Annotated in this window: 13 protein-coding genes; 2 read left to right on the top strand and 11 right to left on the bottom strand. The window is 69.4% G+C overall.

All coding sequences use genetic code 11. The features are described 5' to 3' along the window. Positions 1–2 precede the first annotated feature (2 nt). Positions 3–776, top strand: a complete 774-nt coding sequence (locus tag PIQ37_RS00210) for an alpha/beta hydrolase (protein WP_342071916.1) — start codon at positions 3–5, stop codon at positions 774–776. 288 nt (positions 777–1,064) lie between these two features. Here PIQ37_RS00210 and PIQ37_RS00215 read toward each other — a convergent pair whose 3' ends face one another. The 11 genes from PIQ37_RS00215 to ndk form a co-directional block, all read right to left on the bottom strand. Further along, positions 1,065–2,915, bottom strand: a complete 1,851-nt coding sequence (locus tag PIQ37_RS00215; RefSeq protein ID WP_342071917.1) for a monovalent cation:proton antiporter-2 (CPA2) family protein — start codon at positions 2,913–2,915, stop codon at positions 1,065–1,067. 663 nt (positions 2,916–3,578) lie between these two features. Continuing rightward, a complete protein-coding gene (moeB, locus tag PIQ37_RS00220; RefSeq protein ID WP_342071918.1) occupies positions 3,579–4,715 on the bottom strand; it encodes a molybdopterin-synthase adenylyltransferase MoeB in 1,137 nt (378 codons plus the stop codon). 51 nt (positions 4,716–4,766) lie between these two features. Continuing rightward, positions 4,767–5,984, bottom strand: coding sequence for a molybdopterin molybdotransferase MoeA (locus tag PIQ37_RS00225; RefSeq protein ID WP_342071919.1), 1,218 nt, complete (start codon positions 5,982–5,984; stop codon positions 4,767–4,769). Continuing rightward, on the bottom strand, positions 5,981–6,586 hold the full coding sequence (gene mobA, locus PIQ37_RS00230) for a molybdenum cofactor guanylyltransferase (RefSeq protein ID WP_342071920.1): 606 nt from the start codon (positions 6,584–6,586) through the stop codon (positions 5,981–5,983). Before mobA ends, PIQ37_RS00225 begins: the two co-directional genes overlap by 4 nt. A gap of 7 nt (positions 6,587–6,593) precedes the next feature. Next, on the bottom strand, positions 6,594–7,991 hold the full coding sequence (gene der, locus PIQ37_RS00235; protein ID WP_342071921.1) for a ribosome biogenesis GTPase Der: 1,398 nt from the start codon (positions 7,989–7,991) through the stop codon (positions 6,594–6,596). An 18-nt stretch (positions 7,992–8,009) separates the two neighbouring features. Continuing rightward, positions 8,010–9,365 (bottom strand): outer membrane protein assembly factor BamB, encoded by a 1,356-nt coding sequence (gene bamB, locus PIQ37_RS00240; protein WP_342071922.1) that lies wholly within the window; start codon positions 9,363–9,365, stop codon positions 8,010–8,012. Next, positions 9,365–10,003, bottom strand: a complete 639-nt coding sequence (locus tag PIQ37_RS00245; RefSeq protein ID WP_010342903.1) for a YfgM family protein — start codon at positions 10,001–10,003, stop codon at positions 9,365–9,367. Before PIQ37_RS00245 ends, bamB begins: the two co-directional genes overlap by 1 nt. A gap of 64 nt (positions 10,004–10,067) precedes the next feature. Continuing rightward, the gene (locus PIQ37_RS00250) at positions 10,068–10,940 is read right to left on the bottom strand and encodes a helix-turn-helix domain-containing protein (protein ID WP_342071923.1); all 873 of its coding nucleotides are present in this window, start codon (positions 10,938–10,940) and stop codon (positions 10,068–10,070) included. Continuing rightward, a complete protein-coding gene (gene pilW, locus PIQ37_RS00255) occupies positions 10,937–11,728 on the bottom strand; it encodes a type IV pilus biogenesis/stability protein PilW (protein WP_342072403.1) in 792 nt (263 codons plus the stop codon). Before pilW ends, PIQ37_RS00250 begins: the two co-directional genes overlap by 4 nt. 13 nt (positions 11,729–11,741) lie before the next feature. Beyond that, complete coding sequence (gene rlmN, locus PIQ37_RS00260) at positions 11,742–12,947, bottom strand: 23S rRNA (adenine(2503)-C(2))-methyltransferase RlmN (RefSeq protein WP_087963570.1); 1,206 nt, start codon at positions 12,945–12,947, stop codon at positions 11,742–11,744. 11 nt (positions 12,948–12,958) lie between these two features. Further along, entirely contained in the window at positions 12,959–13,384 is a 426-nt protein-coding gene (gene ndk, locus PIQ37_RS00265; protein ID WP_002812972.1) for a nucleoside-diphosphate kinase, read from the bottom strand. A 214-nt stretch (positions 13,385–13,598) separates the two neighbouring features. On the opposite strand from ndk, the gene PIQ37_RS00270 reads away from it, so the two are divergent. Beyond that, positions 13,599–14,231, top strand: coding sequence for a TetR/AcrR family transcriptional regulator (locus tag PIQ37_RS00270; RefSeq protein WP_017910707.1), 633 nt, complete (start codon positions 13,599–13,601; stop codon positions 14,229–14,231). Positions 14,232–14,237: the final 6 nt, after the last annotated feature.

Below are 14,237 nucleotides of genomic sequence, written 5' to 3' on the forward strand. Positions count from 1 at the left end.
CGATGCTGCGTTACACCGCGATCGCGGCGGCCATTCTCGCCGCGGCCTATGTGGTGGTCTGCGCCCTGCTCTACCTGGGCCAGCGCGACCTGCTGTACTTCCCGCAAGGCACGCGGGTGACAGCGGCGCAAACCGACTTCGCGCTGCGGCGCGGTGCAGACGTGCAACTGCGCGGCTGGCAGGTCACTCCCGGCCGCGACAAGGTGCTGCTGTACTTCGGCGGCAATGCCGAGGATCTGCGCTCCGCCCGCGCGCAGCTGCAGGCCGCCCTGCCCGACCACAGCCTCTACCTGCTTGCCTACCGTGGCTACGGCGCCAGCGACGGCACACCCAGCGAGAACGCACTGGTCGGCGATGCCGTGGCGCTGTACGACCATGTGCGCGATGCGCAGCCGCAGGCACAGATCGCGGTGCTGGGGCGCAGCCTGGGCAGCGGCGTGGCCAGCCAACTGGCGGCACGCCGTGAGGTATCGCGGCTGGTGCTGGTCACACCTTTCGACAGCCTGGTGTCGGCGGCGCAGGCGCACTACCCGTGGGCGCCGGTGCGCTGGCTGCTGCGCGATCGCTACGACTCGGCGCGGGCCTTGCGCGCCTATCGCGGCCCACTCCTGATCCTGCGCGCCGGCCGCGATCAGGTGGTGCCCCCGGCCAGCACCGACGCCCTGCTCGAGGCCCTGCCACAGCGCCCGGCCGTGGTCGCCTTCGCGCAGGCCGACCACAACGACATCAGCGACGATCCTGGCTACGTGGAGGCGCTGCAGGCGTTCTTGCGCTGAGGCTGTGCGCCTGCCGTAGGAGCGGCTTTAGCCGCGACAAGGCGCTCCCAGGAAGGCACGGTCGCGGCTGAAGCCGCTCCTACAACTGTGCGGCCATGTGCCGTCACTCTCCTGCGCTGGCTCCGACAAACGACATCAGCAACGACCCGGCTCCGTGCAGGCGCTGCAGGCGTTCTTGCGCTGAGGCTGGGCGCGTGCCGTAGGAGCGGTATTAGCCGCGACCAGGCGTTCCGGGAAGGCACGGTCGCGGCTGAAGCCGCTCCTACGCCTCCCCACCGACGGGTGCGGCTATGTGCCGTCAGCTTCCTGCGCCGGCTCGGTCACCGGCACGCCTTCCGGATTCAGCGTGCGGCTCTCGCGCCGCGGCGGGGTGAACGGGGTCGGCGTGGGCACCACTGGGGTGATGTTGCCGTACATCAGGCCCCTGCCAGCACGCACGTCGCCTGCGGCGACCTCCAGTTCCAGCCGCTCGGCATCGCGGCGGCGGATCTCGCGGGCGATGGAGCGCGCCTCGCTCTCGTCCATGCCCAGCTCGATCAGCGCGGCCTGGCCGAATTCCACTGCCGATTCGAAGGTCTCGCGGATGTGGTAGTCGACGCCGGCGGCGATCAGCTCCAGCGCGTGTTCGCGGTCGTAGGAGCGCACCAGCAGCTTAGCCTGCGGGAATTCGTGCCTGGCCAGCTCGACGATGCGGTTGGCCGCCTCGCGTTTGTCGACGCAGACGGCGATGGCGCGGGCGCTGTGCGCACCGGAAGCGTGCAGCACGTCCAGGCGGGTGCCGTCGCCGTAGTAGATCTTGAAGCCGAACTTGGCCGCGCTCTGGATCATCTCGATGTCGTTGTCGATGATGGTCACGTCCACGTCGCGCGCCAGCAGCGACTGGCTGGCGACCTGGCCGAAGCGGCCGAAACCGATGATCAGCACGCTGCCGGTGAGGCCGTCGGCTGCATCCACGCCTTCCATCGACGGTGCCTCCACCGGTGCCCAGCGCCGGTACAGCAGCACGAACAGCGGCGTCAGCGCCATCGACAGCACCACGATGGCGGTCAGGTTGGCGTTGATCTGCGCATCGATGACGCCGGCGCCGCTGGCGGCAGCGAACAGCACGAAGGCGAACTCGCCGCCCTGCGCCATCAGCACACCGCGATCCAGCGCCTGCGCATGGCCGCTGCCGGTGAGCCGCGCGACCAGATAGATGCAAGCCGCCTTGGCGGCCATGAAGGCGAGCACGCCACTGACGATCAGCGTCCAGTTGGCCGCCACCACCGCCAGGTTCAGCGCCATGCCGACACCGAGGAAGAACAGCCCCAGCAGGATGCCGCGGAACGGTTCGATGTCGGCTTCGATCTGGTGGCGGAAGGTCGATTCGGACAGCAGCACGCCGGCCAGGAACGCCCCCATCGCCATCGACAGCCCACCGAGTTGCATCAGCAGCGCCGCACCCAGCACCACCAGCAGGGCGGCCGCGGTCATCACCTCACGCGCCTTGGCGGCCGCCAGCAGCCGGAACAGCGGGTTGAGCAGCCAGCGCCCGGCCGCCAACAGGCCGACGATCGCCGCGGCACCGATACCGATGCCGATCCAGCGCGACGGCGCAGACGCGTCCGCCGGCACCGGCGCCATCCACGCCACCACCGCCAGCAGCGGCACGATCAACAGGTCTTCGAACAGCAGGATCGCGACGATCTTCTGCCCCGCCGGCAAGGCGATGTCGCCGCGCTCGCCGAGCAGTTGCATGACCACTGCGGTGGAGGTCAGCACGAAGCCGGAGGCGGCGATGAAGGCCACCGGCAATGGAAAGCCGAAGGCCAGTCCGACCCCGGTCAGCACGCTGGCGCAGACGATGATCTGCGCGGTACCCAGGCCGAAGATCTGCTTGCGCAGGCTCCACAGGTGCGAGGGCCGCATTTCCAGGCCGATCACGAACAGGAACATGACCACGCCCAATTCGGCGACGTGCAGGATCGCCTGCGGATCGGAGAACCAGCCCAGGCCGAACGGCCCGATCGCCAGGCCGGCGGCGAGATAGCCGAGCACCGATCCCAGGCCGAGCCGGCGAAACACCGGCACCGCCACCACGGCCGCGCCGAGCAGCGCCACCACCTTGATCAACTCGCTGCTGTCGGCTGCACTGGTCATGCGCCGATTCTACGCACAAGGCCGCAGCATCCCCATGGAGCGGGATGCGACATGAGACGCGGCGCACTGCGTGCTGCGCGCAAGGCGCTTCTCGTGAGACATGCATGCGGTCGCGCGCCGCGCGCCGTACCCTCACCCCAACCCCTCTCCCGCAGGGAGAGGGGCTTGAGCGTGCGCGACGCTGCTTCAGCCATCGAGCCCCCTCCTCCCTTCTCCCACCGGGAGAAGGTGCCCCGAAGGGGCGGATGAGCGTACGGTGCCGCTGCGTACAACGAAAGCCAGCGCAGCCTTGCATCGCGAGTCGCTTCGCGCCAAACCCTCACCCCAACCCCTCTCCCGATGGGAGAGGGGCTTGAGCGTGCGCGGCGCTGCTTCCGCCATCGAGACCGCATCTCCCTTCTCCCACCGGGAGAAGGTGCCACGCAGGGGCGGATGAGGGTACGGGTGCCGCTGCGTACAACGAAAGCCAGCGCAGCCTTGCATCACGAATCGCTTCGCGCCGTACCCTCACCCCTACCCCTCTCCCGATGGGAGAGGGGCTTGAGCAGCGCGACACTGCTTCAACCATCGAGCCACCGCCTCCCTTCTCCCACCGGGAGAAGGTGCCCTGCAGGGGCGGATGAGGGTACGGGTGCCGCGGCGAACAGCCACACCTAGTAGCAGCTAACCCTCAGCCCCACAGAACCGCGCATAGTCGATATAGCCAGGAAACGGCCGCTCCGGCGCACACAGCGGACACTGCGGATCGGCGGACAGGCGGGTTTCGCGGAAGCGCATCGCCAGCGCGTCGAAGTGCAGCAGGCGGCCGCGCAAGGGTTCACCGATGTCGAGCAGCAGCTTCAAGACCTCGTTGGCCTGCAGCAGGCCGACGATGCCGGGCAGCACGCCAAGAACGCCGGCGTCGGCGCAGTTAGGCGCGAACTCCGGCGGCGGCGGCTCCGGGAACAGGCAGCGGTAGCACGGCGCCTGCCCACGCCGACGGCCGGCATCGAACACGCTGACCTGGCCCTCGAAGCGCTGCACCGCGCCGTATACCAACGGCTTGCCCAGCTTCACGCAGGCATCGTTGAGCAGGTAGCGCGCGGGAAAGTTGTCCGAGCCGTCCAGCACCACGTCCACGTCCTGCAGCAGCCGCTCGACGTTGTCCGCGGTGACCCGCTCGCGCATCGCCTCCACCCGCACGCCCGGGTTCAGCGCGCCCAGGCTCGCCGCCGCCGAGTCCACCTTGGCCTGGCCGATCCGCGCGTCGCCGTGCAGGATCTGCCGCTGCAAATTGCTGCGTTCGACCACGTCGTCGTCGGCGATGCGCAACTGCCCGACCCCGGCCGCGGCCAGGTAGAAACCGGCCGGCGAGCCCAGGCCGCCGGCACCGACCAGCAGCACGCGCGCGGCCTGCAGCCGGCGCTGGCCCTCGACCCCGACTTCGGGCAGGCGCAGATGCCGCGAATAGCGATCGAAGAAGTCTTCCTGCTCCGGCGCCAGCGCCGGTCGCTGCAACGGCAAGCCGTCGCGCTGCCAGCGCGTGGTGCCGCCCAGCACGGAAGCGACCTGGGTATAGCCGGCCTGCGCCAGAAACAATGCGGTGTCGTGCGAACGCTTGCCGCTCTGGCAAATCAGCAGCACCTCGGCGTCGGCGCCAAGATAGGCGGCCGGGTCGGCTTGCAACTGCGCGCGGGCCACGCCCTGCGCGCCCTCGGCCATGCCGGTGACGCGCTCGTGCTCCTCGCGGATGTCGATCAGGCGCGCGCCCTGCGCCTGCCGCGCCTGCGCCTGTGCCGGGGTCAGTTCTCGAATGCCCATGCACGCATTATCGGCGCAAACCGGGCGCGCGTCCGCCGTCCGCGGTGCGGCTCAGTACGGCACCACCTCGACCACGTCGCCGGCCTGGAACTGGCGCGCGCCCTCCTCCAGCCGCAGCAGCACGTCGCTGTCGGCGGCGCCGCGCAGGCGGTGCGAGCCGTCCGCGGGATTCGGCTCCGCCCACAACTGGCCGTGGGCGTCGCAGCGCATGCGCCCGCGCAGAAACTCCAGCCGGTCGTGGCGCTTGTCCCAGCCGGCCGCCAGCCGGGCGCGCCAGGCCCGATGCGGCTCGCTGCGCCGCTGCAGCGCATCCAGTAACGGCCGCCCGATCGCCAGGAAGGTCGCCAGCACCGACACCGGATTGCCCGGCAGGCCCAGGAACAGGGCGCGGTCCCACTCGCCGAACAGCAGCGGCATGCCCGGGCGCATGCGCACCTTCCAGAACAGGATGCGGCCGTGTTCGGCCAGCAGCCGCGGCAGGTAGTCCTTCTCGCCGGCAGAGACGCCGCCGCAGGTCAGCACCACGTCGAACGCCGAAGCCGCGTCGGCGAGCATGGCCTGGATGCGCTGCGGATCGTCCGGCAGGGTCGGCCACGCGGTCGGCGCCAGGCCGAGCAGGCGCAACTGCGCCATCAGCATGTCGCGGTTGCTGTTGTAGATCTGCCCCGGCTGCAACGGCAGGCCCGGCTCGACCAGTTCGTCGCCGGTGGCGAACACCGCCACGGTCGGCCGTGCCGCCACCATCAGCTGGTCCACGCCCAAGGCCGCGGCCAGGCCGATGCGCGAAGGCGTCAGCAGCATGCCGGCCTCGAGCACGCGCTCGCCGGCGCGCACGTCTTCGCCGCGCGCCCGCACGTGTGCGCCGACGGCGATGTCGGCGGGGACCTGCACCATGCCCTCGTGCTCGTGCACGTTCTCCTTGATCACCACCGTATCGGCCCCGGCCGGCAGTGGCGCGCCGGTGGTGACCCGCAGGCATTCGCCGGGCGCGAGCGCCTGCTGCCGATCGGCGCCGGCGAACTGCTCGCCGGCCAGGCGCAAGTCGCTCGGCGCGCCCGGGATCAGGTCGGCATGGCGCAGTGCGAAGCCGTCCATCGCGCTGTTGGCGAACGGCGGCAGGTCGATCGGCGCATCCAGCGGTTCCAGCAGGATGCGGCCATCGGCGCGCGACGCCGCCAGGCGCTCGCTGTTGACGGGACGGGCACGCGCCGCGGCGGCGACGATCGCCAGCGCGTCGGTGTAGGCGATCCGGGAGGGATAGTCGGTCATGGTGGCGGCAGGATACCCGCTGCGGCCAGGTCCTGCGGCGTGTTCAGATTACCCAGCACGATTTCCGGCAGCGGTACCGGCCGCATCCGCAGGCGCTGCTGCAAGGCGCGCGGCGCGTAGCGGGCGGCTGTCAGCGCCTCCTCCAGCGCCGGGCGCAGCGCGGCCAATCGGTACAGCGCCACCAGCGGCTGAGAGCCGGCGGCATCCTCGAGCCAGGCGCCATCGCACTCGTCAGCGGCTGCGGCCAGCACCGCAGGCAGATCCGGCGGCAACACGCAGATGTCGACCGGCACGGTCAGCAGCCAGGGCGTGTCGCAGGCAGCGGCAAGCGCGTCCAGCCCGGCGATCGGTCCCAGCGAACGTTCCGCCCCGGCCGGTGCCGCGACCCGGTCCGGAACGACCTGCAGGCCGATGGTGGCATAGCGCGGCAAGCTGCGGTTGGCACTGACCAGCACGTGGGAGACCTGAGGCTCCAGCGCCTGCACCAGCCAGTGCACCTGCGCCTGCCCGCCGCGTTGCAACCAGGCCTTGTCGCATCCGCCCAGGCGCTGCGCGCGGCCACCGGCCAGAATGCCGAGGGTGATCGCGCGCCGTGGGTCCATCGTGCGGCTACTTGCCGCGGACGTGCTTCATCAGGCGCCGCTTCTTGGCGATCTGGCGCTCGGTCAGCACGTTCTTCTTGCCTTCGTACGGGTTGGCGCCTTCGCGGAACATGAAACGCACCGGCGTGCCGACCAGCTTGAAGCGCTTGCGGAAGAAGTTCTCCAGGTAGCGCTTGTACGACTCCGGCAACACCTTCAGGCGCGTGCCGTGGACGATGAAGGTCGGCGGATTGCTGCCGCCCGGATGCACGTAGCGCAGCTTGGAGACGTGGCCGCGGATGCTCGGCGGCGGATTGCTCTCGTAGGCGATTTCCAGCGCCTGGTTGACTTCGCTGGTGCTGAACTCGCGCACCGCCGAGGCGTGCGCGCGATGGATCGCCTGGAACAGTTCGCGCATGCCCGAGCCGTGCTTGGCGGAGATACGCACCGCCTCGGCCCAGGCCACGAAGCCGAGCTTGCGCGACAGCAGGTCTTCGGCCTGCGCACGCTGGTAGTCGCTCTGCCCGTCCCACTTGTTGATCGCCACCACCAGGGCACGGCCGGCATCGAGGATGGCGCCGAGCACGGTCGCATCCTGGTCGGTCACGCCTTCGCCGGCATCGAGCATCAGCACCGCCACCTGGCACTGTTCGATCGCCTGCAGCGTCTTGAACGCGCTGAACTTCTCCACCGCCTCCTCGACGCGGCCGCGGCGACGCAGGCCGGCGGTGTCGATCAGCCGGTACAGGCGGCCGTCGCGCTCCAGGTCCACCGCGATCGAGTCGCGGGTGGTGCCGGGGACTTCGGAGGCGATCATGCGCTCCTCGCCCAGCAGGCGATTGACCAGGGTCGACTTGCCCACGTTCGGGCGGCCGACGAAGGCAATGCGCATGCGCGCCGGATCGGTGTCCAGGGTCTCGCCGGCGCCCTCTTCCGGCAGCCGCTCCAGCACTTCTTCGAGCAGGTCGTCGATGCCGTGGCGATGCGCGGCGGAGACCGCGATGGCGTCGCCGAGACCGTAGCGCGCGAACTCGGCGCGCACCTGGTCCTCGTCGGTGCCGTCGATCTTGTTGATCAGCAGCAGGGTCGGCCGCGCCAGCTTGCGCAGCCAGGCCAGGATCTCGTCGTCGAGCGCGGACGATCCCTCGCGGCCGTCGACCACGAACAGGATCAGGTCGGCCTCGCCGGCGGCGGCGCGCGCCTGCTCGGCAGTGGCGCCGGCCAGGCCTTCCTCTTCGCCGGAGATGCCGCCGGTATCGACGATCACGAACGGGGTTTCCGGCTGCAGCCGGCATACCCCGTAGTGGCGGTCGCGGGTGACGCCGGGCTGGTCGTGGACCAGCGCGTCACGGCTGCGCGTCAGCGCATTGAACAGCGTGGACTTGCCGACATTCGGCCGTCCAACCAGGGCGACCAGCGGCAGCATCGCGACATCCTTCTCTTGTTATTGACCCAACCGGAACGCGGTCAGGTCGCCTTTCGTGTTCTGCATCAGCAGAATCCCGTCCGCGACCACCGGCTGCGCCACCAGCGGCTTGCGGCCGACCCGCTCGCGCGCGGCGAACTCGCCGTTGTCGAGCCGGAGCCAGTGCAGATAGCCCTTGTAGTCACCGACCACGGCGTAATCGCCCTGGATCGCCACGCCGGTCAGCGACCGGCGCGCCAGCCCCGGCTGCGACCACATCGCCGATCCGGAGGCCTTGTCCAGCGCCCACACGGTGCCGGCGTTGTCGGCCACCACCACGTTGCCGGAACTGACGCCGACACCGCCGGCGCCGCCATGATCGCGGTTCCACAGCGGGCGGCCGCTCGGGCCTTCCAGCGCCACGGTCTCGTTCTTGAAGCTGGTCGCATACAGCGTGGTGCCGTCGAGCACCGGCGCGCCGTCGACGTCGGCCATGCGCTCCAGCTCGGTGCGACCTTCCGGCACGCCGATGGTCTGCTCCCACAGCACGCGACCGTCCTGCATCGCCAGCGCGGCCAGCGTGCCGTCGTCGTTGCCGATGAACAGCACGCCCGGACCCGCCACCACCGGCGCGTTGCCGCGTACGGTCAGGCTCGGCAGTTCCTGCGCATTGAACCAGCGCTGCTGCCCGGTCGCCGCATCGAAGGCGGTGGTGCGGCCGTCGTTGCTGCGCACGAACACCATGTTCTGCGCGATCACCGGCGCGGCGATCACTTCGTTGGGCACCTTGGCGCGCCACTTCTCGGTGCCGTTGGCGGCATCGAGCGCGATCACGGCGCCGTCCAGCGCACCGACGACCACCAGGCCGTCGCCCACGCCCGGGCCACCGGCAAAGCGCGGCAGCGGACGCTTCTTCTCGAGCCGCTTGCGCTCCTTGGCTTGCTGCTTCTCGTTGCGCAAGCGCTGCTTGTAGGCGGCGCGCTCATCCTTGGACAGGTTCTTGCCGGACTCGCTCTCGACCTGGCTCTTCGGCTGGTCCTCGGCCTGCGACAGCTGCTGCTTGCGCGCCTGCTTGGCGTCGTATTCCCAAATGGTCTTGCCGGTCTGCAGATCCAGCGCGTACACCGTTCCGGAGGTCGCGGCCGCATACACCTTGCCGTCGGCCACCACCGGGCGCTGGCGCACGCCGATGAGGCGCTCACCCTTGCCGGCGTCGGTGGACCACAGCTTCACCACCTTCACCGACGGGGTGAACTTCACCAGTTCGGCCGGCTCGGCGGCCTTCTTGGCGGCCGCATCCTTGCCGGCGAACCAGCCCTTGACGGTGGTGCAGCCCGACAAGGCCAGACCCAGCAGGGCCACGGTGGCGACACGCTTGAACATGACTACCTTCATCAGATCGGCTCCGCGGCATTCGGCACGCTGCCGCCCGCATCCATCAATTTCGTTTCGACCACGCGCCGCTGCGGCGAGGCCACGTCCAGACTGGTCAGCGCCTTGGCATACGCATCGCGCGCTGCGTCGCGCTTGCCCTGCGCGATCAGCGCATCGCCGCGAATCTCCAGACCCTGCGAATCGGTGGCCGAGGCCACCAGCGCCAGCGCGTCCTGCGGCTTGCCGCCGGAAATCAGCAACCGCGCCACACGATGGTCGACCAGCACCTTCATTTCGCCGTCGGCCTTGAGCGCGCGCAGCGTGGTCAACGCGGCATCGGACTTGCCGGCATCGACCTGCGCCTTGGCCAGGCGCAGCGCCGCCAGTTCGGCGTAGATGTTGGTCGAGCCCTGCTGCAGTTCGGCCATGTCCTTGGCCGCCTTGTCCAGCTGATTGGCCTGGATGCTCTTGAGCACCGCTTCGTAGCGGGTGTTGGCCTGGGCCAGATCGTTGGACCGCTGCTTGGTCCACCACTGCCAGCCGATGATCGCGCCAAGGCCCAGGACGATGCCGCCGATCAGGCCGGCGCCGTTCTTCCTGAGCCAAGTGCGGACGCGTTCGCTTTGTTCGTGCTCGTCGAGCAGGTCGTCAATCGCCATGCGTACTCTCGCCCCGCCGCTGCGACGGGACATGAAATGTTGAAGATGAGGAACCGCGCCGCCGTCACTCGGAGGCGGGCACCACGGAACCGTCAGAGGATACCGCAAAGCGCGCCACGTTCGCGCGCCTGAACGGAGTCAGATCCACGGTACTCCCGGATTGCTGAACCTGGACCGCCGAGGCATTGCCCAGCACCACACGTCCGACCTGCCCCGGCGCATACGTGCGGGTCTCGCCGGCCTTCAGCAGCGCCTTCTCCACCGGCGTGCCGTCGGGCGCGAGGATCTGCACCCAGCTGTCGCCCTGGAACGACAGGCTCAGGCTGTTCTTCTCCGGCTCCGCCGCCGGACGCGGCATCGGCGTCAGCGACGCGATGTACGGCGCGGCGCTTGGCGCCGGACGCGTGGCCGCCGGCGCGGCCGGCGCCGGCGCAGCAGCACCGTTGGCCGGCGTCGCCGTCGCGGCAGCGGTCGTGCCCGGCGTGCCCGGCACCACGTCCAGCGAGGCGGTGCTGGGGCCGCCGTCGTCGGCGAAATGGCTGCGGGTGGCGTACCACACCGGCACCGCCAATCCGGCGGTGATCACCACGTAGACCATGCGCCGCGTGGCGCTCTCGAGCATGCGCCGCAGCGGCGGCGTATGCGTGTGGCTGATCAATTCGACCGGCTGCACCGGCGCGATCTGCGCGGTCTGCAGCAAGGGCTCCAGGTCGACGCCGAGCAGGCGCGCGTAGCTGCGCAGCTGCCCGCGGACAAAGACCGGCGCGCCAAGGCGCTGCCACTGCTCCGACTCGAGTGCCTGCACCACATGCACCGGCATGCGCAGTCGGCTGCCGACGTCGTCGATGCTCAGGCCGGCCGCTTCGCGCGCTTCGCGGAGCTGTTGCCCGCAGCCTTTGGCGCCATCGAAAGCGTTCGGATTGGAATCACTGATCACAATGCACTAGCCCCGGGTGTCGTGGTCGCGGCGTCGGGAAACTCCTTGCGCAACCGCTGTTGGTAACGGCCGGCGGCAGCCTTGTCGCCCAGCCTTTGCTCAATCTGAATAGCAAGTTGTAACACGGAAGCGGTGGCAGGCGCAGCCGCCAGACGCCGCTCGGAGAAGGCCCGCGCCTCGAAAAAGCGCCCCTGCGCGACCTCGTTGCGGGCCATCGCCTCGAGCGCGTACGCGTTGTCCGGATCCAGCTCCAGCGCCTTGCGCAGGTCGCGTTCGCCACGCTCGCGCTGGCCGACCTGCAGCGCACAGCCGCCGGCGTTGGCCAGCGCCGAGGCCGGCGTGGCGTAGTCCTGGAGCGCGAGCGCGCGGTCGAACCAGGCCAGCGACTCCGCCGGCGAGCCGTTCGCGCACAGCCAGGCGCCGTAGTTGTTCAAGGTCGCGCCGTTGCCCGGCGCCAGCTCGGCGGCCTTGCGGTAGTACCCACCGGCGGTCGCGGCATCGCCCTTGCGATCGGCGACCACCGCCAGCACGGTCAGTGCGTCGACCGAATCGGCGTCCACCGCCAGCGCCTTGCGCGCGTGCGTCTGCGCTGCGTCCAGGTCGTTGGAGGCGAGCCCGTTGGCGGCCAGGCCCAGTTGTTCCTGCAAGGCCACGCGCGACTTCACCGCGCGGCTGTCGCGGAAGGAATAATGCGGCTGCACCTGTTCGGCGGTACGCACGGTGCCGGTCTTGGCAGCGATCCAGTTGCAGCCCGGCAAGGCCAACACTGCGATCGCCACCACCGCGATGGAACGCCCTTGGCTACGCCGCCGCATCCCGATCCGCCCGCGTCTGCAATTCGCGCTTGAACTCGGCCTGCCGGCGGGTGCGGTCCATGACCTGCCCCTTGAGCTGCCCGCAGGCCGCATCGATGTCGTCGCCGCGCGTGCGCCGCACCATGGTCAGCACCTGCGCGTCCAGCAGGATCTTCTGGAACGCACGGATCTCGGTCTCGCCGGAGCGCTCGTAGCGCGTGCCCGGGAACGGATTGAACGGGATCAGGTTGACCTTGCCGGCGTTCGACGCCTGCACCGCGTTGTCGAACTGGCGCATCAGCCGCGCCAGTTGCCGCGCATGCTCCGGCTGGTCGTTGATCCCCTTCATCAGGGTGTATTCGAAGGTCACCGACTCGCGGCGCTTGTTGGCGCGCAGGTAGCGCGCACAGGCGTCCATCAGTTCGGCGATCGGGTACTTCTTGTTGAGCGGGACCAGGGTCTCGCGCAGCGCGTCGTTGGGCGCATGCAGCGACACCGCCAGCGACACGTCGCTCTCGCTGGACAGGCGGTCGATCTGCGGCACCAGGCCCGAGGTGGACAGGGTCACGCGCTTGTTGGCCAGGCCGTAGCCCAGGTCGTCGCGCATCACGCTCATCGCGCGCACGACGTTGTCGAAATTCATCAGCGGCTCGCCCATGCCCATCATCACCACGTTGGTGAGGCGGCGCATCTGGTGCGGCACGTTGCCCAGGTGACGCGCCGCCACCCACACCTGGCCGATGATCTCGGCGGTGGAGAGGTTGCGGTTGAAGCCCTGGGTGGCGGTGGAGCAGAACGTGCAGTTGAGGCCGCAACCGACCTGCGAGGACACACACAGCGTGCCGCGGGTCTTGTCGGGGATGTAGACGGTCTCGATCGCGTTCTTGCCGTCCACGCCCATCGCCAGCAGCCACTTGTGGGTGCCGTCGGCGGAAGGCTTGTCGAACACGATGTTGGGGACGACGACCTCGGCATGCTGCTGCAGCTTGGCGCGCAGCGCCTTGCCGAGGTCGGTCATCTGGTCGAAGTCGGTGACGTAGCGGTGGTGGATCCACTTCATCACCTGGTGGGCGCGGTAGCGCGCTTCGCCGAGGGTCTCGGCGAAGAAGCGCTCCAGCCCCTCGCGATCGAGGTCGAGCAGATTCTGCTTGGCCGCCGCGCCGGTCCGCACGGGATCGGCGATGGCCAAGGGAGGATGGACGACCTCGTTCACGACGACCTCGCTTAGCGCGAAACCACTTCGGTGGCGGCGAAGAAATACGCCACTTCGTTGGCGGCGTTCTCGACCGAATCCGAGCCGTGCGCGGCGTTGGCGTCGATCGAATCGGCGAAGTCGGCGCGGATGGTGCCCGGCGCGGCGTCCTTCGGGTTGGTGGCGCCCAGCAGGTCGCGGTGCGCGGCCACGGCGTTCTCACCTTCCAGCGCCTGGATCATCACCGGGCCGGAGATCATGAACTCGACCAGCGCGTTGAAGAACGGACGCTCGCGGTGCACGGCGTAGAAGCCCTCGGCCTCGCGGCGCGACAGCTGCTTGTACTTGGCGGCCACGACCTTCAGGCCGGCCTTCTCGAAGCGCGAGTAGATTTCGCCGATGACGTTCTTGGCGACGGCGTCGGGCTTGATGATGGACAGGGTGCGCTCCAGCGCCATGGGAAGTTCTCCGTTGGGCGGGCCACTGAAGGCCCGAGGTTAACATGAAAAAAACCCGCGTCAAAACGCGGGCTTAGCCAGAATTGCGATGGACAATTCTATCCAATCGGCGCCGGCTTTGCACGGCCAGGCTGAATCGTGCTGCAAAGCAGCATGACGCGCCCACCGCCCGGGCCTAGACTCAAACAATCGTTTGATTGATTCTGGCGGCCGCATGGCAAAGCAAGCGCACTTCTCGACCAAGGACCGCATCCTCAGCGCGGCCGAGGAACTGTTCGCGCAGCACGGCTTTTCCGGCACCTCGCTGCGCCAGGTCACCAGCCAGGCCGACGTCAACATCGCCGCGGTGAACTACCACTTCGGGTCCAAGGAAAACCTGGTCAACGAGGTGTTCCGGCGGCGCATGGACGAAATGACCGCCGCGCGCATGGCGCAGTTGGAAACCGCGCAACGGCAGCATCCCGGCCAGCTCGGCCCGGTACTGGCGGCCTTCGTCGAGCCGGCCCTGGCGATGGCCCAGGAGCGGCAGAGCGGCGGCGCCTTCGTGCGGGTGATCGCCCGCGCCTATGCCGAGAACAACGACAGCCTGCGCCAGTTCCTGTCCGACCACTACGGCCATGTGCTGCGCGAGTTCGGCAAGGCCATCGCCGCCTGCGTGCCCGGGCTGAGCAAGCAGGAGCTGTACTGGCGCCTGGACTTCCTGGCCGGCGCCCTGACCTACGCCATGGCCGACTTCGGCCTGATCAAGCGCCCCGCCGGCGTCAGCGAGGGCGCGCACCGCGCCCACGCCGCCCGCGAACTCATCCGTTTCGCCGAAGCCGGCTTCCTCGCCCATTCGGTTCCCTGATCCCGC

The organism is Xanthomonas protegens, assembly GCF_038442435.1.
Classification (GTDB): Bacteria; Pseudomonadota; Gammaproteobacteria; order Xanthomonadales; family Xanthomonadaceae; genus Xanthomonas_A; species Xanthomonas_A sontii.